This is a genomic window from Acinetobacter sp. BMW17 (assembly GCF_001592855.1).
Classification (GTDB): Bacteria; Pseudomonadota; Gammaproteobacteria; order Pseudomonadales; family Moraxellaceae; genus Acinetobacter; species Acinetobacter johnsonii.
The window spans coordinates 67,505-89,372 of record NZ_LSOD01000016.1 but is presented as its reverse complement, the minus strand read 5'-3'; the positions used below and the strand labels follow the sequence as shown (position 1 = coordinate 89,372).

Below are 21,868 nucleotides of genomic sequence, written 5' to 3'. Positions count from 1 at the left end.
CTGAAAAAAGAACCTCTGCAGAGGTTCTTTTTTATTTGTGCTTATAAAAAGTCTCTGAGGTTGGGTTTGATGCCATTCCAAATCGAAAAAGATTCAATTGCCTGACCAACCAGCATGCCGTAGCCTTCTGAGGTAGGTACGCCGCGAGCTTTGGCTTGATCTAAAAAAGTTGAGGGTTTGCCATAGGCCATTTCATAAGCATGTTGAAAGTGCAAATCTTCAGGCAGAATGAGGGCATCGCCACTTAGGCTGGCAGAGGTTGCGTTAATCACCAAATCAAATTGCCCTTCGAGTGCATCTAAGCCGATGGCTTGTAATTCAGCTTGCGGTACAGCTGTTTTTAAGTCACTCACCAGTTGCTCTGCACGGGCAAGGGTACGATTGGCAATCACAATTTTTTTCACCCCTGCTTGTACCAGTGGGTAAATGACGCCGCGAGTTGCACCACCTGCACCGATGATTAACACATCAGTCTGGTCTAAACTCCAGTCCAACGCACGAATGGCATCGACTAAGCCTTGTCCGTCGGTGTTGTCTCCATGCAGTTGACCATCGACCATCCACAGCGTATTGACTGCTTTCGCAATTTTAGCGCGTTCAGTGAGGACTGCGCAGGCGGCAAAGGCTTGTTCTTTAAATGGAACTGTGACGTTTAGACCTATGCCACCGTGGGCGAAGAATTCTTGAATGTTGGCGAGGAAGCCATCGAATGGCGCAAGACGTTTACTATAGTTGAGGTCGAGCCCCATTTTTTGTGCAAACGCATGGTGAAGTTCAGGTGAGCGAGACTGCTCAATCGGGTTGCCAATGACAGCGAATTGTTTGCTCATCGCACCAAGTCCATGTGAGAAATGCCGTTCAATATACGGCAAATTAGACTCAGGCTAAAGCGTTAGACTATTTTTTCTGAAGCAGAAGGGCTTATGGATTACAGATGTTGTGAATCGTATCAAACAATAGCTTTGCCGCGGTCAGGGTTAAGCCGATACCTGCAAATACAGCGATGCTGATGGAAGCATTGTCATTGAATGCACTTTCAGAAAAAATGGTGGTACTGATCGAGCTTAGCAACACAATAGCAAAGCAGAAAAGAACCATGGTGGTAGAGCTAACTCTTTTTGCGAACATGTTTGGGGCCTCATAGAACACAAAGGAGGATATTAAACATTGATGTCATTAAAATGAATGTATTGAAAATTACTTAATTTAGTTTACGGTTTTTGCGAACTTAAAAGAACCCAATTACTGTTTTAAACCTGTGACAATGTTTTAATAAATGCAAAGAAATGACGCTTTGTGTAGTGGTCATTCTACGGGGAATTGATCGGGAAATATATAAAATTTAATGTATAAGCTGCCCTAATCTGGTGAAAAGGGCATACGTGGGGGATTTAGAATTGTAAGTCTATGTGTCTATTTGAGCAGCTTGAGCCAATCTTGTGGTTTGAGGTAATAATCGGTGAGTTTTTTCTCAGCGGAATCAAGCTCCCATTCAGTTCGATATGACCAACCCGCCAAATTTGGCAAGCTCACTAAAATCGATTCAATCCGGCCACCTGTTTGTAAACCAAAGAGCGTGCCGCGGTCATAAACCAAGTTATATTCAACATAACGACCACGACGATAGATTTGAAAGTCGCGCTGTGCCTCGCTATAAGGCTTGTCTTGGTTACGTTGGAAGATTGGAAGAATGGCGTTGAGGTAGCCATTGCCCACAGCTTGGATATATTGGAAACAGGTTTCAAAGTCCCATTGATTGAGATCATCAAAGAACAATCCACCGACACCACGTTGTTCGTCACGGTGTTTTAAATAGAAGTAGTCATCACACCATTGTTTATGTTCGGCATAGACTTCAGCGCCAAAGGGCGCACATAAGTCATGCGCTGTCTGATGCCATGACAGTACATCTTCATCGTTGGGATAAAATGGAGTGAGATCGAAGCCCCCTCCAAACCACCAAATTGGATCTTGACCTTCTTTTTCAGCCACGAATAAGCGCACATTTGCATGTGAAGTCGGGACATTTGGATTTTTCGGATGGATCACTAAAGAAACACCCATGGCCTGTGCTTTGGCGCCTGCAATTTGCGGATGGCGTTCAGTCGCTGAAGCAGGGAGTTTAGATATGTTGATGTGTGAGAACATCACTCCACCTTTTTCAATCACCGTACCATTTTGCAGTACGCGTGAGCGACCCCCACCGCCTTCAGGACGCTCCCAATCATCTATTCCAAACTGCGCAGTCCCGCCACCTGCACGTTCTTGTTGTTCAAGTGCGGCACAAATACGAGCTTGTAAGTCGAGGAGAAATTCGCGAACACGTTGGATATCCGCAGACGTTGGGTGCTGCATGAAAAGCCTCATGGAAAAAGATGAAAACTGCCTACATCAAAACATAAAACAGCAAAAAGATTAAGAATATTTTCCGAAGAGTCCTACTGCAGCATTCGATGTTGTGAAGCAATTCAAAAATGAAATGCTGCCATTCGAAAATAACCTGACCAATTCGCTAGGTTGAATTCTGATTCTAAGCTCAGCAGAATAACCAAAGTACAGACCCGAGTTTGGCGATGCAGAATAGGCTGCATCTTCTGAATGCGGAAGAACTGATGGTAAATATGCGCGATTCATTGATTCAAAAATACAATGTTCCTGGTCCACGTTATACCAGTTATCCAACGGTGCCGTATTGGGAAGAGGCGCAGTTTTCTTTAGAGCAATGGAAACAGACGCTGAAAACATCGTTTGCTGAATCGAATTCAACTGAAGGCATAAGTTTGTATATTCATCTGCCTTTTTGCGAAAGTCTCTGTACTTTTTGTGGCTGCCACAAACGCGTGACCAAAAAGCATGAGATGGAGCAGCCCTATATTCAGGCGGTTTTAAAGGAATGGTCTCTTTATTGTGAATGGCTTGAAGAAAAGCCGCGCATTAAAGAAATTCATTTGGGTGGAGGAACGCCCACTTTCTTTGCTCCAGCACATTTAACTCAGTTAATTGAAGGCATCCTTGCGCATGCAGAGATTGCCGAGCAGTATGAGTTTAGCTTTGAAGGGCATCCGAACAACACCACACGGGAGCATTTGCAAGCCTTGTATGACTTGGGTTTTCGCCGTGTTAGTTATGGGGTACAGGATTATAATGAAACCGTACAAAAAGCCATTCATCGGATACAGCCTTTTGAACATGTTGCGCAGGTGACGCAGTGGGCACGTGAAATAGGCTATAGCTCAATTTCACATGATTTGGTCTTTGGTCTGCCTTTTCAAAACTTGGATGATGTGCTCAACACCATTGATCAAACCAATCGTTTACGCCCAGACCGTCTGGCCTTTTATAGTTATGCGCATGTGCCTTGGATCAAAGGCAACGGGCAACGTGGGTTTAAAGACCATGATGTGCCGAAAGATGAAATAAAACGGCAGTGCTATGAAGAAGGGAAAAAGAAGCTGCTTGCGCAGGGGTATCATGAAATTGGTATGGATCATTTTGCTTTAGAAAGTGATGCGATGTACCAATCATTTCAGGCAGGCACTCTGCATCGCAATTTTATGGGCTACACCGCATCAAAAACCCAAGTGATGATAGGTTTAGGTATTTCATCCATCAGCGATAGCTGGTATAGCTTTGCGCAAAATGAAAAAAAACTCGAAGATTATTATGTGCGACTCGAAAACAATGAACTTCCCGTCTATCGCGGGCATATTTTGAGTGCTGAAGATTTGCTAATTCGTCTCCACATTTTAAATTTGATGTGTAGCTTTCAGACGTCGTGGGCAGATTCAGATATGCAATTTCTGGAATTGGCTGAGGTCTTGGGACAACTGGAAGAAATGCAGGACGATGGTTTATTGGAAATTAGACCACACAGTATACGGGTGACTGAGCAGGGTAAAGCCTTTGTGCGCAATATTTGTATGGCGTTCGATTTACATTTAAAACGCCGTCGACCCGAGAGTCGTATTTTCTCAATGACCATCTAATGTCATTAAAGCGCTCTAAGCCGGCCTTTTTCAAGCAGGCTTAGAGTATGTTTTCAAATTTTAAAAATCATCTTTCTTGTACAAGTGTGCCATGCGTTCATGCTTGGTTTTTAAATATTCTTCATTGAAAGGATTTAAACCGACCGTCAAAGGCACACGATCTACCACATTGATCCCTTGCTCTTGCAATGCTGCAATCTTCAATGGATTGTTAGTAATCAAACGGACTTGTTGAATATTGAGATGATCCAACATAATGCTGACCATGTCATAACGACGTGCATCGGCAGGGAGATTGAGCATTAGGTTGGCATCAACTGTGTCATGCCCTTGATCTTGTAGCGCATAAGCACGAATTTTATTGGTCAGCCCAATGCCACGACCTTCCTGACGCAAATACAGAATCACGCCTTGCCCAGCTTCATTGATCAGTTTTTGTGTGGCTTGCAATTGTGGACCACAGTCACACTTCAGTGACGCAAAGGCATCGCCCGTGAGACATTCAGAATGAACACGGACTAAAACGGGTTCTGTGATCGGCTGATCCAAACCTTTTGAGAGTGCAACATGTTCTTCACCGGTCTTAGGATCTTGAAATACGGTGATGTTAAATTCACCAAAAGCAGTCGGTAAACGGGATGTGGCAACAAATTCAATAGGCACAGCTAAACCTGTAAATAGTTCAGAAATTGGCTAAAGTATAGCGTAATGCATCGACATTGGTAGAATTGCATCCATGAATTTATGCAGAAGATTTTCTTTTTTGTATAAAGCGAACGATAATAGTTGATAAATAGTAAGATTATTCAGGATAATCACCTGCACTAAACGAACACCCAGTGAGAGCACTGCTCAAAACTGCATCGCTAGAAATATGGCTGATTGAAGGTGATAGCATTCGACGATATGATCGAATTACCCATTTGACCTAGCTAGATTTGCCAGGCTTTAGAAGGCTTTGCCATATTATGTTGTATACAGAAATACCAGCTCATCGCCCTGTAACACCGTTGTTGGATACGATTGATCATCCTCAACAACTTCGCTTGCTTGAGCAAAGTCAATTAGCACAAGTGGCAGACGAGCTACGTCAATTTATTCTGTATGCCGCAGGACAAAGTGGGGGACACTTTGGTGCAAACCTCGGTGTAGTCGAACTCACCGTGGCATTACATTATTGTTTCAACACGCCGAATGACCGCTTAATTTGGGATGTCGGTCATCAAGCTTATCCGCATAAAGCATTAACGGGCCGCCGTGAACAGCTCACGACGATTCGTGCCAAAGATGGTTTGGCTGCCTTTCCTGCGCGTGATGAATCGGTGTTTGATACCTTTGGAGTCGGGCATTCTTCGACTGCGATTTCAGCAGGCCTAGGTATGGCGCTGGCGCGTCGTTATCAAAACAATCCATGTGAAGTGGTCGCGATCATTGGTGATGGGGCGATGACAGCGGGTATGGCCTTTGAAGCCATGAACGATGCAGTTGCGCATGATGCGGACTTGATGGTGGTGTTGAATGACAATGATATGTCGATTTCATGTAGTACTGGTGGTTTTGCAAAACATCTGGCTTCGATTTGGGAAAGTGGGCAGTCCATTAATATTTCAGATGATGGCGAAGCTTATGTACAGCCACATCCTGAATGGACTTATAACTCACGTTTACATAGCGCAGCGACAGATGCGGCTGACAACGTATTTAAAGCGATTGGTTTTGATTACTTTGGGCCTTTCGATGGGCACGATGTCGAACAACTGACACAAGTCTTTACCGCATTGAAAAAACGTAAAGGTCCACGTTTGATCCATGTCTATACCAAAAAAGGCAAAGGCTTCGCCCCTGCTGAAGCTGACCAAATCAAATATCACGCGATTACAAAAATAAATGCCAAGTCTGCGCCACAAACAGCGCCCAAATATTCAGATGTCTTTGGTCAATGGTTATGTGATGAAGCGGCACAAGATGAGCGTTTACTGGCGATTACCCCTGCCATGTGCGAAGGCTCAGGGATGGTGAGTTTTGCCAAACAGTATCCACAGCGCTTTTTTGATGTCGCGATTGCAGAACAGCATGCTGTAACTTTGGCGGCGGGTATGGCATGTGAAGGCTTAAAACCTGTGGTGGCCATTTACTCGACCTTCTTGCAGCGTGGCTATGATCAATTGATTCATGATGTGGCCCTGCAAAATCTGGATGTTACCTTTGGTATCGACCGTGCAGGTTTAGTGGGTGAAGATGGGCCGACTCATGCTGGGGCCTATGACTATGCCTTTATGCGCACCGTACCGAATTTGGTGATTATGGCGCCTAAAGACGAAAATGAATGTCGTCAAATGTTGCATACGGCTTATTTATACAATGGTCCTGCCGCAGTGCGTTACCCGCGTGGCAATGGTTTGGGTGTTGAAATTCAACAACAGATGACCCCGATGGAAATTGGTCAGGCTGAAATTGTAGCGAGCTTTAATGATGCCCAAGATGACGTTATTAGCATTCTCGCTTTTGGTAGTCGTGTTCAGGCCGCAGTAGAGGCAGCACAGAAATTAGCTGAACAAGATTTAGCGGTTCGTGTGGTGAATATGCGCTTTGTTAAACCGCTTGATGAAAAGATGATAGCGACTTTAGCACCATCAACGGCTTTATTTGTTACGGTTGAAGAACATGCGGTAATGGCGGGTGCGGGCAGTGCAGTCAATGAATATTTGGCACAAGCTCAAATCGTGAAACCGATGTTAAATCTCGGTTTAGCTGATACCTTCATGCATCAAGCCACGCATGCGCAAATGTTGCATCAGGCGGGACTAGATGCAGAAGGCATTGAAAGCTCGGTGCGCCAAGCGTGGTCAAAACTTGTACACATGGTTTAAGCACCGTTTTTAAATTTTAGAAACATTTTTTCCCTAAAAGCCCCGATCTTTGATAAGATGCGCGGGCTTTTATGCATTATTCTTTATCAATATCTTCAAATTGTAGTGGGTGTTCAATGGAACCTATGGTGGTGATGGCTGCGCGTGCGGCTCAATTAGTCGGTCAAGAGCTTTTAAAAGCGCATCAAAATCGTCATAAGCTCGATCTACAAGTCGAAGAAAAAGGAATTGATGGTCCTGTAACGCGTGTAGACCGTTATTTGGAACAATTGGCTATCGATACCCTACGTAAAAGCTATAAAAATCACAGCTTCCTTGGTGAAGAGTTTGGTTTTCAAGAAGGTAAAGGTCACGACGCAGATTGGTGTTGGATCATCGACCCACTTGATGGCACGCTAAACTTCATTAACGGTGTTCCTCACTTCTGTATCTCTATTGCAGTTCAACATAAAGGCATTACTCAACACGGCGTAATTTACGACCCTGTGAAAGATGAATTGTTCTCTGCAAGTCGTGGTCGTGGTGCCATGATGAACCAACGCCGTATTCGTGTAAATGTGAAAGACAGCCTTGAAAATACATTCATGTCTGTGGGTCATGCTTACCGTGCAAAACGTAATGGTGAAGTGATTTCTTATGCAAAAAATCATTTTGATTCATTGTTAAATGTGACTGAAGCTGGCGCTCAATACCGTCGTACAGGTTCTGCAGCATTAGATTTGGCGTATGTTGCAGCAGGTCGTTTCGATGCGTATTTTGAACTCGGCTTAAAGCCTTGGGATATCGCAGCTGGTGAGTTGATCGTGAAAGAAGCGGGCGGCACAGTGGTTGATGCACGTGGTGGTAGCGAATCTATGGAAAATGGCCAAGTACTGGCATGTTCTATGAAAATGTTGAAACCTCTGATGAAAGCAGTTGTACCTGCTTGGGGTGAAGCGGCTAAGTAATAGCATGCAGATCGTGTTTTAAGACATTGAAAAAGCCCTCATAAGAGGGCTTTTTCTTTGATGAGACATGAAAAAAATAAAGGCTTAGTAGTGATTTATTTTATGGCTTTGACTTCTATTCGATTTTAAAACATAGCCTACACCAGATCCTGATCACCTCTGAATGAAGATCACTCTATCTCAGAAATAAAGTAGGTTGAAATTAGACAGCGTATAGACACCTATTTAAGCTTGCTGTGTGTAATGTTCATTACAGGTCAGATACCATGTCAAATCACGGCAGCATTAGAGCAATAGCTAGTACAATTAATTGCGTCATATGGCTCATAGTTGAGGGGTAGAACGTAGAATGCTATTCAATATTTTTCTAGATGGTCAAAAAAATTAAAGTGAAAACCTGCATTTATTCAATCTTTGAGGAAAATATTGTATCAATTTCACGAAAAGAGGTGACTTTTAAAAATATCCTGCTATACTCCGCCCACGCACTAAATTTCGTTCATTACCTGAACATTCTCTTCTATCATTGTGTATGCGCGTCCGGTCCAAAGAGAGGACATTATTTCGCGCCCCACCCAATCGCTTAAGCGATTCCTTCAGGTTGCGGCTGTAATCAAATGTGCGTTATACGCATCGTCGTTCTCGGATCGCCGCTGATTCTATATTTTCAGCGATTATTGCTGTGCCGCTTTTTGCCGATGTCCATCAGACCATATATTTAATGGAGCACCCATTTTTCGGGTGAAATACTCTATGAGCAAAACTTTTGCTGATTTTCCTTTACATGAATCGTTACAACAAGCTTTACAAAGCTTAGGTTTTACTTCTCCTACGCCTGTACAGGAACAATCGATTCCTGCAGCTTTAGAAGGTAAAGACCTTTTAGTATCTAGCCAAACAGGTTCAGGTAAAACTGCTGCGTTCTTACTTCCAACGTTAAACGCACTTGCAGCCCAAGAGACTTTCGTTCCGTTCAAAGAACGTATGAAAGCAATTACACAACCGAATATCTTGGTTCTTTGCCCAACTCGTGAGTTGGCGCAGCAAGTAAGCCAAGACGCGATTGGGTTTGTCCGCCACATGAAAGGTGCACGTATTGCAGCGATCATGGGTGGTATGCCGTTTGGTAAGCAAATCCAACAGTTAAAAGGTGCACAAGTTGTTGTTGCGACTCCAGGTCGTTTACTTGACCTTGTAAACCGTCGTCAAATTAAATTAGACCAAGTTGATGCGCTTATTGTTGACGAAGCAGACCGTATGCTTGATCTAGGTTTCTCTGAAGACTTAGAAGCAATTAGCGATCTTGCTGCAAACCGTAAACAGACTTTAATGTTCTCTGCAACATTTGCTGGTCGTATCATTACACTTGCTGAACGCATGATGAATGATCCACAACGTATTGCAATCGAAACTGGTCACTCTACGAATACTGACATCACTCAGACTTTACACTGGACTGATGGCTTTGAGCACAAGAAAAAATTACTAACGCATTGGTTAAGTGCTGAAGACTTAGATCAAGCTGTTGTATTTGCTTCTACTCAAGAAGATACCGATATGTTGGCTGAAGAACTTGCTGAAGCAGGTTTATCAGTTGTAGCACTTCATGGTGCTATGCCACAAACTGTGCGTAACCGTCGTTTACGTAGCATCCGTGAAGGTCGTGCAAAAATTTTAGTTGCGACTGACGTTGCTGCACGTGGTCTTGACGTACCAACCATTTCACACGTAATCAACTTCGGTCTTCCAATGAAGAACGAAGACTATGTACACCGTATTGGTCGTACAGGTCGTGCGGGTCGTACTGGTAAAGCAATCACTTTAGCAACTTACCGTGAGCGCGGTAAAATCCGTGCTTTAGAAGATTTCTTAGATGCGCGTTTGAATGTATCTGAAATTGAAGGTCTTGAGCCATCTCCACCTCCTGCACGCGGTAGTCGTGATGGCGGCGGTCGTGGTCGTGATGGTCGTGGTCGTGATGGCGGCGGTCGTGGTCGCGGTGGTTTCGGTGGTCGCGATGGCGGCGGTCGTGCTCGTTTCGAAGGTGAGTCTAACTTTAAACGTCGTGAAGGTGGTGATGACCGTCCACGTCGTAGCTACGATGACAAACCTCGTGGTGATCGTCCATCATTTGGTGGTGAAGATCGTCCACGTCGTGAGTTTAATAATGATCGTCCACGTCGTGAAGGCGGTTTCGGTGATCGTCCACAACGTTCTTTTGATGACCGTCCAAAACGTGATTTTGGTGATCGTCCAGCGCCACGTCGTGAAGGCGGTTTCGGTGATCGTCCGCAACGTTCTTTTGATGATCGTCCAAAGCGTGAATTCAACTCTGATCGTCCACGTCGCGAAGGCGGTTTCAACGATAAGCCACGTTTTGACTCGAATGATGACAATCGCGGTAACCGTGTAGACTACAAGCCACGTCGTGAAGGTTCTTTTGGTGACCGTCCAAAACGTGATTTTGGTGATCGTCCAGCGCCACGTCGTGAAGGTGGTTTTGGCGACCGTCCACAACGTTCTTTTGGTGATGACCGTCCAAAACGCACTTTCGGTGGTGAAGACCGTCCTAAGCGTACTTTTGGTGGCGAAGACCGTCCGAAGCGTGAATTTAATTCAGATCGTCCACGTACTGAAGGTGGTTTTGACCGCCCACGTCGTAAGTTTAACGACTAATTCTGAATGAATAAAAAAACCAGTGGAAACACTGGTTTTTTTTTGTCTACGGCTGTAAAAAAATAAATTAAAATGTATACTGAGTCATATTTTAATTGTATTGATAATAATGATGCACAATAATGAGGTTGAATCAATCGCCACACTCTCTGACGTGAAAGAGGTCAATATGGCACATTATCTCGGACTCTTTTTGCTGATTTGCAACATTCTTTTCTTTGTCTATAGTCGTTATGGATGAAGCAATTCATCTTATGTAGCTTGTTTTCGCCGTTCAAATAAATATAAATACAACCAACTGAAATCAATTCGTGCACAAAATTAGACACGGAATACGCTAACATATCGTTTTTTAATCCTTTATAGTATGCATGCTGAAAAAATGCAGGAAAACGCACAGCTATGAATAATCAAGCGCCTCTGACTGCTCAAGCCCTCATTGAGGTCAAAGACCTGAGTTTTAAGCGAGGGGAACGTGTCATTTATGATCAGGTCAATTTAAAAATTCGACAGGGTCAAATTACGGGCATTATGGGACCGTCGGGTACAGGTAAAACCACTTTACTGCGTTTAATTGGCGGTCAATTGACCCCGGACCAAGGTGAAGTGCTTTTTGATGGGCAAAATATTGCGAAAATGTCACGCAAAGAGTTATTCGCTGCGCGTGCGCGTATGGGCATGCTTTTTCAAAGTGGCGCATTGTTTACCGATATGTCGGTGTATGAAAATGTGGCCTTTCCGATAAGAGCACATACCAAGTTGCCAGAACATTTACTGTCAGAAATTATATCTTTAAAACTTGAATCCGTCGGCTTACGTGGCGCAGAACAGATGATGCCTTCTGAGCTCTCAGGCGGGATGAACCGTCGTGTGGCTTTGGCACGTGCAATTGCACTAGATCCTGAGCTGATTATGTACGATGAGCCATTTGCAGGACAAGATCCAATTGTGAAGGGTGTACTCACACGTCTGATTCGATCATTGCGAGAAGCTCTTGATTTAACAACAATTATTGTCTCGCATGACGTGGCTGAAACCTTATCGATCGCAGACTATATCTATGTTGTTGCTGAAGGTAAGGTGCAAGGTGAAGGCACGCCTGAACAGTTGCAGGCGAAAGCATCTCCGTTTGTTAAACAATTTTTAACAGGTGCGGTTGAAGGGCCTGTCGATTATCAATTTAGCCATAAAGCATATCTAAATACTGAGGTGCAAGCATGAATGCGATAGCACTCTTAGGTCGACGCGTGATTGAACGGGTTCGCGGCATTGGTGTTGCCAGCCTGATGTTATTACAAATTTTATTTTCGATGCCCACTGCTTTAGGTGTTCGGTTATTTGTTTACCAAATGTACCGTGTTGGGGTGTTATCGCTGCTCATTATTGTGGTGTCAGGGCTATTTATTGGTGCGGTACTGGGCTTGCAGATGTATAGCATCTTGGTGACCTTTGGTAGTGAAGCGATGCTGGGTACAGCGGTTGCATTGACCTTACTCCGTGAGTTAGCACCTGTGGTTGCGGCATTGCTGTTTGCAGGTCGTGCGGGTTCTGCATTAACGGCTGAGATTGGCTTAATGAAAGCCACAGAGCAGCTGTCCAGTATGGAAATGATCGGGGTTGATCCACTTAAACGTGTGATTTCTCCGAGACTTTGGGCAGGTATTTTTAGTTTACCGATGTTGTCTGTCATCTTCGCTGCGGTGGGGATTATGGGCGGTAAAATGGTGGGTGTGGACTTCTTGGGTGCAGATGAAGGTTCTTACTGGAGTGGCATTCAAAGTAGCGTAGAGTTCTATAAAGATGTCCTGAATGGCACCATCATTAAAAGTTTTGTTTTTGCTTTAATTTGTACATGGATTGCGGTGTATCAAGGCTATGCCTGTGAACCGACATCTGAAGGTATTGCGACATCAACCACACGCACTGTGGTGTATTCATCGCTCTGTGTTTTAGGTTTTGATTTTGTGTTGACTGCGGTCATGTTTGGAGGTGTTTAATGAAATCACGTGCAAGTGAGCTGGCAGTCGGCATATTTGTCATTTTGTTCGGTATCGCTTTGTTTTTTATTGCGATGCGAGTGAGTGGCTTGGTGGGATCAAATCTCAGTGATCGCTATGAAATGAGTGCAACCTTCGATAATGTAAATGGTTTAAAACCACGTGCGAAAGTGACGATGAGTGGGGTAAAAATTGGTCAAGTTGATCAAATTAGCTTAGACCCTGTGACACGTTTAGCGACGGTTTCTTTTTCTTTAGATGGTAAATTAACGACCTTTAATGCAGCACAACTCAAAGAAGTTGAAAAGAATGCACTTGAAGAGCTTCGTTACAGTAGCGACTATACCGCTGCGGATGCTGCGCAACAAAAAGAAATGGAAAAGCAACTTATTGCGAACATGAAGTCCATCACCAGCATTGATGAAGATGCTTATATTATGGTGGCAACCAATGGTCTGTTAGGTGAGAAATACTTGAAAATTGTTCCAGGGGGCGGTTTGAACTATGTGAAACGTGGTGAAAGCATTGGCAATACCCAAGGCACAATGGACCTAGAAGACTTAATTACTAAATTTATTACGGGTGGTGCAGGTAAATCGAAAGATGCTTCAGCAACAACTGAGCAACCTGAAACCGCTGAAACAGCAGATGCCAACGTGTCATTTGTTGAATGATTTGAAGAGGACCAATTGTAGTGAATACTTTATTGAAACAAACACTGACAGCTAGCATTTTAACTACAATGTTTGCGGGTACTGCTTTTGCAGCACCAAGTGAAGCACCACCTGCTTTTGTTAAAAAAGTGGCGGATGGCTTGATTGCGCGTTTAAAAGCGGATCATGCCAAGCTCCAAAACAACCCAGCTGCGGTGAAAACGATTGTTCGTCAAAACTTAGACCCATATGTGGATTCACAAGCATTTTCACGTATTGTGATGGGGACTTATGCAACCAATCAATACAGTACTGCTGCACAACGAGCGAAGTTTGAAAACAATTTCCGTGAAACACTGATTGAAAACTACGGTACTGCATTTGCGAAGTTCAGCAATCAGACATATACCATTCGTCCGTATAAAGAAACCAATAGCAAAAACCCTGTGGTGACGATCGACTTTAATAACAAAGGCGAAAAAATCCCAGTGTCTTTCCAGTTGGCGGATAAAGGTAACCAATGGAAAATCCGTAATATCAATGTGTCGGGTATCGACCTTGGTTTACAGTTCCGTAATCAGTTCGCGGCAACGGTTAAACGTAATGGCGGCGACCTAGATAAAGCGATTGCAAACTTCCAACCTGATGCAGAAGCAGCGGTTGAAAAGAAAAAATAAGTAGGTGAAAGGTGATTAACTTTAGCAATCAGGAAATGCAGCTTTCAGGTCAGATTACATATGACAATGCTGAAAGCTACTATCAACAAGGTCTGAAGGTGATTCAGTCACAGTCTTATCCTGTGGTGGTGAATCTGGCCCAGCTTGAGCATGGTAGTACACTAGCACTGGCAGTATTGGTGCGTTGGTTGCGTCAAACACCCGATGCACATAGTTTACATTTTAAAGCTGTACCTGAAAAAATGATGAAAGTGATTCAAGCCTGTCATTTACAGGATGACTTAAAGTTAATCCCTTAAATAAAAAAAGCACCTTAAGGTGCTTTTTTTATATGTTGCGTTTCTTAAATTTATGAGGAAAATAAGTGTTTTAAGCTTTACTTAAATCCATTTCTTCCAGCGGAAGTAAATGAGCGGACCAATCAGGAACGCCATTAAGATCAGGCTCACCACAATAAAACTGGTGCCGCCTTTGGCAAAAGGCAACACGTCGGTGTTCATACCGTAAATACTGGCAATCAGCATTGGTGGAGCGAGCATACTGGGTAAGATAGAGAAGCGACGAATCGTGTCATTCTGCTCGGTGTTAATGAAGCCTGAAGTAGTGTCCAGTAAGAATCGTACTTTTTGGAACAAGAAGGCATCATGCTCAACCAGTGAGCGAACGTCTTCGCTGAGCTCTCGAATATCCGCATCATAAATATGACTACCTAAAGCACGCGGGCGTGATAAAAAGGTCAGTACACGACGTAAGTCAATCAAACACAGCTGTGCTTTTCCAAGCATATCTTCCAAGTGGGCCAGACGGGTAATCATGTCATCTAAGTCGAGAATCATCTCGCGGTGACGGTTATTCAGTACTTCTGTGGAATACTTTTCCAAGTCCTTGTGGATATCTTCTAAGATATCCGCAAGCTCGTCCAGCTTCGCCTCGAGTAAACCGAGTAAGATCCACGTTGGATCTTTATAGTCAATTTCGTAGTCATTGCGGCGCGCACGCGCACGAAAGGCGCGGAACGCCACCAATTTTTCCCCGCGAAGGGTAAAGAGACGTTCTTTATGTAAAATGAAAGCGACAGTTTGTACCGTGGCAAGGGCACCGCTGCTTTCTTCAGGCTCACCATCGACTTGATAGTTTTTATTTTTCGTTAAAAAATACGTACTGATATGCAAAATACCGTCGTCATCACGGTAGAATCGAGCTGAAGATGAAATGTCTTCGAGTGATTTTAGCGTAGGTAAATTTTGTTCATATGCATCTAAAATCCACTGTTGTTCTTCTTGGGAGGGAGCAATGAGGTCAAGCCAGACCAAATCGGGCTGAAGATCGAAATCGCCATTAATGGTGATGTCTTCTAAGCTACCGCGCTCTGTGGCGTAAAAGGCTTCAAGCATGCCGTCTTTCTCCTTTGCGCAGTAATGGTTGAAGTGGATGGGTGTATTTTAGACAAGGATTGCAATAAAAACACTGATCGAATGGTTAAATTGCTAAAAAATATCCATTCATTTTAGTGAAGTTGCATGACAATTAAATATCAGAGTAAAAAATGACAAATTCAATTGCGATCTTTTGTGGTTCCGCATTAGGTTCAGATCAAATCTTTTCCGAAACAGCACGTCAGGTTGGACACACCATTGCAGAACAAGGCAAAACCTTGGTCTATGGTGGTGGTCGTTCAGGCTTAATGGGTATTGTGGCTGACAGTGCTTTAGAGGCAGGTGGTCAAGTGATTGGCGTGATTCCACACGTGCTGGTGGATCGTGAGTTGGCACATCAAGGTCTGACCGAGTTACATGTCGTTAAAGACATGCAAGAGCGTAAACTGAAAATGTCAGCCTTGTCGGATGGATTTATTGCAATGCCTGGCGGCGCAGGGACTTTAGAAGAAATATTTGAACAATGGACGTGGGCACAGCTCGGTATTCATCTCAAGCCGAATGCCTTTTTAAATGTAAATGGCTTTTATGATGATTTACTTAAATTCCTAAAGATGACCACCGACAAAGGCTTTACCCATGCACGCTTTACCGACAGCCTGATTGTATCGGATTCGGTGAAAGCCATTTTAAAGCAGATGGATCAGTTCCAAGCACCTGAACCGAAGTGGGGCATGGTTGATCCTGAGTTGTTGGATGTCAAAGCATGAAGGTGATTACGGTCGCTGCGGCTATTATTGTGAATGAACAGCGGCAGCTTTTGTTGGTGCGCAAGCAGAACACCGCATGTTTTATGCAAGTGGGCGGCAAGCTTGAGCCCAATGAAGCGCCTGAGCAAACCATGCTGCGTGAGATTCGGGAGGAAATTGGAAGTGATGCGACGATTGAACAGTTTGTCGGTCGTTTTGAAACAGCCACCGCCAATGAACCTGATTTTAAATTGGTGAGCTATGTTTACCATGTTCAGCTTCAGCAAGCGCCACAAATTGCGGCTGAAATTGCAGAAATGAAGTGGGTCAGTTTGAATGACCAGCAGACTGCACTTGCACCGCTAACCACCGAAGTGGTCATGCCATGGGTACGTGAACATTTGCTGATTGACGTAGTCTAATTATTTTAGTGCATAGGCAATACACGCGGCGCTGACTTTATGACAACCCAATTGTTCAAGCTGTAAAGTCAGTGCCTGAATCGAGCTGCCTGTGGTCACGACATCATCTAAAATCAAAACACGCCGGTAGAGTTTTGCGTACTGGCGCTGCTGAGGATCGATTTTAAACTGTTGTTGAATTTGATCTAAGCGTTCTAGTCGACTGAGTCCTTTTTGCGAATGTTGATGCAGTCGTATCACAGGTTGCCAAATGGGAACATTTAACTGCTTGGCTAAGTCTTTGGCGAGGATCATTGATTGGTTATAGCCACGTTCCGCTAAACGCTGAGTCGAAATCGGCATCGGAACAATTGCTTGTACTTTAGGTAAGCGAATTTGCTGAAGAATGCCTGACAGTAAAGGCTGCCAATGCAGTTGTTGTTCATATTTGAACTGCTGAATAAGGTGATCTAAAGGATATTGATACTGTCCTGCGACATGAATACTCAGTTCTTGTTTTTCAATGGTTTGTGGATGCAGTGGGAGTTGTTGCCAGCAGTCCAGACAGACCGAATGCAGATCTGCGCGTACAATGCTACACAACTGACAAGGCTGTGCTTTGTGCAGCAACTGTTTGGCGGTGTGCAGTAAATGACTAAACATAGGCATAGCGTGGTGCTTCAGGTAGCCAGCGTTTCAGTAAGGCTTCAGCGTTTTTAGGATAGTCCTTTAAAATCTGCGCTGCGACAAAATGTGCTTGATTGAGCAAATGATCATCGCGTTCCAGTTTCGCTACACGAAAGCCCATATCACCCGTTTGTTTGGTACCGAGCAATTCACCGGGACCGCGGATTTCCAAATCTTTTTCGGCAATTAAAAAGCCATCATTGGTTTCACGCATGATGCGTAAGCGTTCTTGTCCATTTTGAGACAGCGGGCTTTTATATAACAGGGCGCAAAAACTGGCCTTGGCGCCTCGACCAACACGGCCACGTAATTGGTGCAATTGAGAGAGTCCTAAACGTTCCGCATTTTCAATCACCATGATCGAGGCATTTGGTACATCGACTCCCACTTCAATCACTGTGGTCGCAATCAAGAGTTGTAATTCATTGGCTTTAAACTGTTGCATCACGGCTTGTTTTTCGTCGGCTTTCATTTTGCCATGTACAAGGCCAATGTTGAGTTCGGGGAAACGGTCTTTAATTTCTAAATAGGTCGCTTCAGCAGCTTGAGCATCTAAGGTTTCAGACTCTTCAACTAAGGTGCAGACCCAGTAAGCTTGTTTACCTTCTAGACAGTTGCTGGCAATACGTTGTAGGACTTCTTCTCGGCGGTCGAGTGGAATGGTCACGGTTTGAATCGGGGTTCGTCCGGGTGGAAGTTCATCGATCACGGACGTGTCCAAGTCTCCATAGGCGGACATGGCTAAAGTCCGTGGAATAGGGGTTGCAGTCATGACCAATTGATGTGGGGTCATATTCTGTGCGCCTTTATTGCGGAGGGCTAAGCGCTGATCGACCCCGAAGCGGTGCTGCTCATCGATAATCACTAACCCGAGTTTGGCAAAGCGGACATTGTCTTGAAACAGGGCGTGTGTACCCACCACCAGATGCGCTGTGCCATCGACAATGGCTTGTTCGGCTGCAGCACGGGCTTTGCCTTTTTGTTTACCTGAAAGCCAAGATACACTGAGTCCCAAAGGCTCAAACCATTTTTTAAAATTGAGATAGTGTTGTTCCGCCAATATTTCAGTCGGTGCCATTAACGCCACTTGCCAACCTTCTTCTAAAGCATGGCAGGCTGCGACTCCAGCGACCAAGGTTTTGCCTGCACCGACATCGCCTTGAACCAAACGTAACATCGGTTTATTGAGTTTTAAGTCTTGTACAATTTCTTTGGAGACACGCTTTTGTGCATTGGTCATTTCAAAAGGTAGGCTGCTGAGCAGTTGTTTGGCAAACTGACGACTGGCAGAAATACGCGGCGCTTCAATTTGTTGGATATAGGCGCGACGGCTTAATAGACTGACCTGATGCGCAACCAACTCTTCAAAAATCAAACGTTGCTGGGCAGGGTGTGAGCCTTGGCTCAGTTGCAGCATATTGGCATCTACAGGAGGATGATGGATGTAATCCAACGCCTGTTTAAGTGCATAGCCATTGGTAAATTTTGCAGGTAGCAGTTCAGGTAAATCATCACTGTGCTTGGCTAAAGCCTGTTTGATGTATTCACGAAATTTAGGCTGAGTCAGACCTTCTGTACTGGGGTAAATCGCAGTCAGTTGGGTTTGTGGAAGCGGCGTATGTTCTGTAATAAGTTGAATTTCGGGATGATACATTTCCAAGCCACGCGCACCCACACGGACTTCACCAAAAATGCGTAGACGATTACCGATCTTTGCACGGTCCGTTAAGCCTTTATAAATATGGTAAAAGCGCAAAGTCACTTTGCCAAAGTCATCTTGCAGTCCAATCGCCATCGATTTACGTTTACCCGGCGGAAAGTCCACGCCTTGAATCGTTCCTTCGAGTAGGTAGCTACGCCCAACCGTTAATTGGTTCATGGGGATGATCGTGCTACGATCTTCATAGTCTCGTGGCAGATGAAACAGCAGATCATCTGTAGTGAAGAGATTCAACTTTTCAAGTAGTGCAGCAGAGGCAGCTCCGACCCCCTGCAACTGATGGACTGCAGCCATGTCCCCTCAACTTTGTCTGTGATTTGGTGCTAAATGCATATTTTATTTATAGGTTATGGTAAAACATCTCAGCGTGTTGCTAAACAGTTATTTCAGCAAGGCCACCAAATTACCACAATTAGTCGAAGTCCGAAATCAGATGATTGGGCTGAGCATTTGACTCAAGATATTCATCAGTTGGATTTGTCTCAAGTCGCGCCGATTGATGCCGTATATGTCTTACTCTCGCCTGAGAGCAGTATGGTGGAGTCGTATCAGAGAACTTTTGTAGACTCGATTGCACCCATGCTACATGCCTTAAAAAGTCATCCTTTAAAAAAAGTGATCGTGGTTTCTTCTACACGTGTCTATGGTGAAAGTGCAGGCGAGCGGGTTGATGATGATACTTGTCCCCAACCGAGCGATGCGCAAGGGCAGGTGCTATTGAACATGGAAACTTTGTGGCAACAGGCTTATCCATCTGAATGTGTGATTGTGCGTCCAACAGGAATTTATGGGACTTCAGTTGCACGTATGATTAAACTTGCAGCAACAACAAAAGCTTATCCCAAACTGCATTGGTCAAACCGAATTCATGTTGAGGATCTGGCGGCTTTTTTAGTGCACTTGCTTCACGTGGAACATACTGAAAAGTCTTACATTTGCAGCAATAGCCAACCATTGCCTTTACATGAAATTATTCAATGGTTTCAACAGCAGTTAGGATTTCCAGCTTTGGTTTTGGAGAGTGATGTGCCATCAGGCAAGCAAATTCATGCTACGCGGATGAAGCAGATGAATCTTGAATTACAGCATCCACATTGTTTTGATGATTACTTGGCGTTGTTAGCAGTGTGTGAGGCAAAATAATTTTTTACTTTCACTCATAAAAAATGTGAAGCATCGTTTGAAAAATGGCTGTGGAACGTGAAGAATCATGAAAAATCCGTTCTAGTGCGCTGAACGCTAGAACGGATTTGACTAAGATATTGATGCTTATGGAAAAATTTCAATCATTTCGTATAAGCTCTATTATGTTAAATGAATGTAAATCTAGTAAAATGCAATTTAACGTTAATCACATTCCTTAGTTTTTCACTTTCACATCCTGCCAACTTGGATTGGTTATAATTTCTGCATTATTCCCAAAAAATGCCTTCTTCGCCTGTGTATCTCCTTTGAGCCAATAACTAAACCATGCTGTCATATAGCCGTCAGGTTTTGAAATCATATCACCGTGGTCAGAATTTTTTAGGCGAGCCATGACTTGTGGCACATTGGGGCTAATTTTGGAAAAATTGGTATTCATTGAAATAAGTGGCGTAATCCCGCCATTGGTTTCTCCGGGTTTACCTGCATCAAAAATTCCTGTGCCCGCCACCGCAAAATAAGGAACTTTGATTTTGCTGATATCGTAATCCCATTTTAAACCCTCGGCTAAATCATGCTTAGTGGTACTTGCCCCAAAAACAGCTTTATATCGGTAGCTATTAGGGAAACGAGTAACGGCATTAATAATAGCTACACCGCCTTGAGAATGCCCTGCAATACCCGCCTTATGCGTGTCAATTTTGTGATACAGTGGGCTGTTTGGACTATTGTTTAAAGTGATGGCAAAGTTCAATGATTCTTCCGATGATGCACCACTCCACGAACTTTTATCGTCATTGCCAATCACAACAAAGCCCCAACTAGCTAAATGGGCAAACACCGCTTCATAATTGCCAAAGGTTGAGCCAGAACCGTTTGCCATAATGACAAGCGGATAGGTTTTATTTTGTTCCAGATTTTGGGATAAACTTTGTGGATACCAGATTTTTTGGGTAAATCTGTTATTTTTACCTGCCGAAAAAGTCTGGTTTGCGACTGTATATTGACCTAATCCTGCGTATTTTTTCTCAATGATTGCTTGATTGGAAATGCGTTGTAAGTTAGTTTGGGTATAGTTTTGTGGTACTTTTCCCATATTTTCTAACGCAGAACAGGCGGCTAAAGATAAAATGCTTGCGAGTGTGATAGCGATAAGGGATTTTTTTACCATGGTAAGCCTTTTGTGATACAGATGTTGCAGTTAGTCTTTAATTGTGAAGCTTAATGCGTGGTTGGTTTAAATAGTAGAAGTAAATCGTTATTCAAATATCTGATTAAATTTTTTATGTAGAAAACCTAAAATTAACATAATGGCTGTTATACGAAATTTAAAAAATATAGTAAAAATGGGAGCTTAAGGCTCCCATTTTTGGATTCTTCTAAGGTTTATTATATTAATTATTCTATATAGTTACATCTGTGCCTTATCTTCCCAAAATTTTGCTTTATCTTGATTTTGTTCTACACCTACACCGTATTGATACATAAATTTAAGTTCTCTCATCGCTTCCTTACTACCAAGAGATGCAGCTTTATTTAATAAATCTAATGTTTTGTCTATATCCTTTGTTATTCCTTCACCATTGCGATATAACTTAGCTAAACCGACCATAGAAGCCGTATGATTAAGATAAGCCCCTTTTGAAAACCAGACAGAAGCTTTTTTATAATGTTCTTCAGTATCAGTTGGATCCATGTCACCTAATAGATCAGCATATGTCGCGTAACCATCACCAAGCCAATACATTGCATCAACATTCCCATTTTCTGCTGACTTAACAGCCCAGTGCTCAGCTTCGGCTTCATACTCATCAACCCCATAACCATGTATATAGACATCAGCTAATTCTAATTGTGCTGATGAATCTCCATTTTTAGCTTTTGTTAACAAGTCCTTTGAAAAGGTTGGATTAGCTAGAGTTTCCATGGAAAGTATTAGTCCTAAAGCGATGTATATAATTTTGAAAATTTTCATTTTCTGCCTTT

21 protein-coding genes are annotated in these 21,868 nt (G+C 43.5%); 12 read left to right on the top strand and 9 right to left on the bottom strand.

Annotated elements, in window-relative coordinates; genetic code table 11:
• Positions 1–41: 41 nt before the first annotated feature.
• From aroE to hemF, 3 genes are all read right to left on the bottom strand, one after another.
• Positions 42–830 carry a shikimate dehydrogenase gene (gene aroE / locus AXW61_RS04030; RefSeq protein ID WP_062032576.1) on the bottom strand — a complete coding sequence of 263 codons (789 nt, stop codon included), beginning with the start codon at positions 828–830 and terminating at the stop codon, positions 42–44.
• 91 nt (positions 831–921) lie between these two features.
• Complete coding sequence (locus AXW61_RS04025; RefSeq protein WP_062032573.1) at positions 922–1,128, bottom strand: hypothetical protein; 207 nt, start codon at positions 1,126–1,128, stop codon at positions 922–924.
• A 285-nt stretch (positions 1,129–1,413) separates the two neighbouring features.
• Entirely contained in the window at positions 1,414–2,355 is a 942-nt protein-coding gene (hemF, locus tag AXW61_RS04020; protein ID WP_062032571.1) for an oxygen-dependent coproporphyrinogen oxidase, read from the bottom strand.
• Positions 2,356–2,621: 266 nt separating this feature from the next.
• On the opposite strand from hemF, the gene hemN reads away from it, so the two are divergent.
• Positions 2,622–3,986 carry an oxygen-independent coproporphyrinogen III oxidase gene (gene hemN / locus AXW61_RS04015; RefSeq protein ID WP_155858661.1) on the top strand — a complete coding sequence of 455 codons (1,365 nt, stop codon included), beginning with the start codon at positions 2,622–2,624 and terminating at the stop codon, positions 3,984–3,986.
• Between the two features lie 60 nt (positions 3,987–4,046).
• On the opposite strand, the gene ribA is transcribed toward hemN, so the two are convergent.
• A complete protein-coding gene (gene ribA, locus AXW61_RS04010; RefSeq protein ID WP_058870370.1) occupies positions 4,047–4,649 on the bottom strand; it encodes a GTP cyclohydrolase II in 603 nt (200 codons plus the stop codon).
• A gap of 305 nt (positions 4,650–4,954) precedes the next feature.
• Here ribA and dxs point away from each other — a divergent pair, with 305 nt between their 5' ends.
• From dxs to AXW61_RS03970, 8 genes are all read left to right on the top strand, one after another.
• Positions 4,955–6,856, top strand: a complete 1,902-nt coding sequence (gene dxs / locus AXW61_RS04005; RefSeq protein ID WP_062032566.1) for a 1-deoxy-D-xylulose-5-phosphate synthase — start codon at positions 4,955–4,957, stop codon at positions 6,854–6,856.
• A gap of 116 nt (positions 6,857–6,972) precedes the next feature.
• Positions 6,973–7,803: an inositol monophosphatase family protein gene (locus AXW61_RS04000; protein WP_004691373.1), complete on the top strand. Its 831-nt coding sequence runs from the start codon at positions 6,973–6,975 to the stop codon at positions 7,801–7,803.
• A 753-nt stretch (positions 7,804–8,556) separates the two neighbouring features.
• Positions 8,557–10,479: a DEAD/DEAH box helicase gene (locus tag AXW61_RS03995; protein ID WP_062032563.1), complete on the top strand. Its 1,923-nt coding sequence runs from the start codon at positions 8,557–8,559 to the stop codon at positions 10,477–10,479.
• Between the two features lie 402 nt (positions 10,480–10,881).
• Positions 10,882–11,700 (top strand): ABC transporter ATP-binding protein, encoded by an 819-nt coding sequence (locus AXW61_RS03990; protein ID WP_062032560.1) that lies wholly within the window; start codon positions 10,882–10,884, stop codon positions 11,698–11,700.
• Positions 11,697–12,476, top strand: a complete 780-nt coding sequence (mlaE, locus tag AXW61_RS03985; RefSeq protein ID WP_004691368.1) for a lipid asymmetry maintenance ABC transporter permease subunit MlaE — start codon at positions 11,697–11,699, stop codon at positions 12,474–12,476. Before AXW61_RS03990 ends, mlaE begins: the two co-directional genes overlap by 4 nt.
• Positions 12,476–13,150 carry an outer membrane lipid asymmetry maintenance protein MlaD gene (locus AXW61_RS03980; protein WP_004691366.1) on the top strand — a complete coding sequence of 225 codons (675 nt, stop codon included), beginning with the start codon at positions 12,476–12,478 and terminating at the stop codon, positions 13,148–13,150. The genes mlaE and AXW61_RS03980 overlap by 1 nt, the downstream gene beginning before the upstream one ends.
• 20 nt (positions 13,151–13,170) lie before the next feature.
• Positions 13,171–13,806, top strand: coding sequence for an ABC transporter substrate-binding protein (locus AXW61_RS03975; protein ID WP_004691364.1), 636 nt, complete (start codon positions 13,171–13,173; stop codon positions 13,804–13,806).
• A gap of 11 nt (positions 13,807–13,817) precedes the next feature.
• Positions 13,818–14,105 carry an STAS domain-containing protein gene (locus AXW61_RS03970; RefSeq protein ID WP_004691363.1) on the top strand — a complete coding sequence of 96 codons (288 nt, stop codon included), beginning with the start codon at positions 13,818–13,820 and terminating at the stop codon, positions 14,103–14,105.
• Positions 14,106–14,186: 81 nt separating this feature from the next.
• Here the strand turns inward: AXW61_RS03970 and AXW61_RS03965 are convergent, their stop codons facing one another.
• The gene (locus AXW61_RS03965; protein WP_004691361.1) at positions 14,187–15,200 is read right to left on the bottom strand and encodes a CorA family divalent cation transporter; all 1,014 of its coding nucleotides are present in this window, start codon (positions 15,198–15,200) and stop codon (positions 14,187–14,189) included.
• A gap of 152 nt (positions 15,201–15,352) precedes the next feature.
• On the opposite strand from AXW61_RS03965, the gene AXW61_RS03960 reads away from it, so the two are divergent.
• Together AXW61_RS03960 and AXW61_RS03955 are read left to right on the top strand one after the other, a co-directional pair.
• Positions 15,353–15,952: a TIGR00730 family Rossman fold protein gene (locus AXW61_RS03960; RefSeq protein ID WP_004977937.1), complete on the top strand. Its 600-nt coding sequence runs from the start codon at positions 15,353–15,355 to the stop codon at positions 15,950–15,952.
• The gene (locus tag AXW61_RS03955) at positions 15,949–16,353 is read left to right on the top strand and encodes an NUDIX domain-containing protein (RefSeq protein WP_062032557.1); all 405 of its coding nucleotides are present in this window, start codon (positions 15,949–15,951) and stop codon (positions 16,351–16,353) included. Before AXW61_RS03960 ends, AXW61_RS03955 begins: the two co-directional genes overlap by 4 nt.
• Here the strand turns inward: AXW61_RS03955 and AXW61_RS03950 are convergent, their stop codons facing one another.
• Both AXW61_RS03950 and recG read right to left on the bottom strand, forming a co-directional pair.
• Positions 16,354–17,001 carry a ComF family protein gene (locus AXW61_RS03950; RefSeq protein ID WP_062032555.1) on the bottom strand — a complete coding sequence of 216 codons (648 nt, stop codon included), beginning with the start codon at positions 16,999–17,001 and terminating at the stop codon, positions 16,354–16,356.
• Positions 16,988–19,033 (bottom strand): ATP-dependent DNA helicase RecG, encoded by a 2,046-nt coding sequence (gene recG, locus AXW61_RS03945; protein ID WP_062032552.1) that lies wholly within the window; start codon positions 19,031–19,033, stop codon positions 16,988–16,990. Before recG ends, AXW61_RS03950 begins: the two co-directional genes overlap by 14 nt.
• 33 nt (positions 19,034–19,066) lie before the next feature.
• On the opposite strand from recG, the gene AXW61_RS03940 reads away from it, so the two are divergent.
• Positions 19,067–19,882 (top strand): NAD-dependent epimerase/dehydratase family protein, encoded by an 816-nt coding sequence (locus tag AXW61_RS03940; RefSeq protein WP_062032549.1) that lies wholly within the window; start codon positions 19,067–19,069, stop codon positions 19,880–19,882.
• 217 nt (positions 19,883–20,099) lie between these two features.
• On the opposite strand, the gene AXW61_RS03935 is transcribed toward AXW61_RS03940, so the two are convergent.
• Positions 20,100–21,053, bottom strand: a complete 954-nt coding sequence (locus AXW61_RS03935) for an alpha/beta hydrolase (RefSeq protein WP_062032546.1) — start codon at positions 21,051–21,053, stop codon at positions 20,100–20,102.
• Positions 21,054–21,293: 240 nt separating this feature from the next.
• Positions 21,294–21,857 carry a tetratricopeptide repeat protein gene (locus tag AXW61_RS03930; protein WP_062032602.1) on the bottom strand — a complete coding sequence of 188 codons (564 nt, stop codon included), beginning with the start codon at positions 21,855–21,857 and terminating at the stop codon, positions 21,294–21,296.
• Positions 21,858–21,868 lie beyond the last annotated feature (11 nt).

Excerpts from the sequence above, each read along its gene's own strand:
- AXW61_RS03960 (WP_004977937.1), top strand. The coding sequence starts at position 15,353 with ATGACAAATTCAATTGCGATCTTTTGTGGTTCCGCATTAGGTTCAGAT.
- AXW61_RS04025 (WP_062032573.1), bottom strand. The coding sequence starts at position 1,128 with ATGTTCGCAAAAAGAGTTAGCTCTACCACCATGGTTCTTTTCTGCTTT.
- AXW61_RS03955 (WP_062032557.1), top strand. The coding sequence starts at position 15,949 with ATGAAGGTGATTACGGTCGCTGCGGCTATTATTGTGAATGAACAGCGG.
- AXW61_RS03940 (WP_062032549.1), top strand. The coding sequence starts at position 19,067 with ATGCATATTTTATTTATAGGTTATGGTAAAACATCTCAGCGTGTTGCT.
- AXW61_RS03990 (WP_062032560.1), top strand. The coding sequence starts at position 10,882 with ATGAATAATCAAGCGCCTCTGACTGCTCAAGCCCTCATTGAGGTCAAA.
- dxs (WP_062032566.1), top strand. The coding sequence starts at position 4,955 with ATGTTGTATACAGAAATACCAGCTCATCGCCCTGTAACACCGTTGTTG.
- recG (WP_062032552.1), bottom strand. The coding sequence starts at position 19,033 with ATGGCTGCAGTCCATCAGTTGCAGGGGGTCGGAGCTGCCTCTGCTGCA.
- AXW61_RS03935 (WP_062032546.1), bottom strand. The coding sequence starts at position 21,053 with ATGGTAAAAAAATCCCTTATCGCTATCACACTCGCAAGCATTTTATCT.
- mlaE (WP_004691368.1), top strand. The coding sequence starts at position 11,697 with ATGAATGCGATAGCACTCTTAGGTCGACGCGTGATTGAACGGGTTCGC.
- AXW61_RS03950 (WP_062032555.1), bottom strand. The coding sequence starts at position 17,001 with ATGCCTATGTTTAGTCATTTACTGCACACCGCCAAACAGTTGCTGCAC.
- AXW61_RS04000 (WP_004691373.1), top strand. The coding sequence starts at position 6,973 with ATGGAACCTATGGTGGTGATGGCTGCGCGTGCGGCTCAATTAGTCGGT.
- hemF (WP_062032571.1), bottom strand. The coding sequence starts at position 2,355 with ATGCAGCACCCAACGTCTGCGGATATCCAACGTGTTCGCGAATTTCTC.
- hemN (WP_155858661.1), top strand. The coding sequence starts at position 2,622 with ATGCGCGATTCATTGATTCAAAAATACAATGTTCCTGGTCCACGTTAT.
- aroE (WP_062032576.1), bottom strand. The coding sequence starts at position 830 with ATGAGCAAACAATTCGCTGTCATTGGCAACCCGATTGAGCAGTCTCGC.
- AXW61_RS03965 (WP_004691361.1), bottom strand. The coding sequence starts at position 15,200 with ATGCTTGAAGCCTTTTACGCCACAGAGCGCGGTAGCTTAGAAGACATC.
- AXW61_RS03995 (WP_062032563.1), top strand. The coding sequence starts at position 8,557 with ATGAGCAAAACTTTTGCTGATTTTCCTTTACATGAATCGTTACAACAA.
- AXW61_RS03930 (WP_062032602.1), bottom strand. The coding sequence starts at position 21,857 with ATGAAAATTTTCAAAATTATATACATCGCTTTAGGACTAATACTTTCC.
- AXW61_RS03980 (WP_004691366.1), top strand. The coding sequence starts at position 12,476 with ATGAAATCACGTGCAAGTGAGCTGGCAGTCGGCATATTTGTCATTTTG.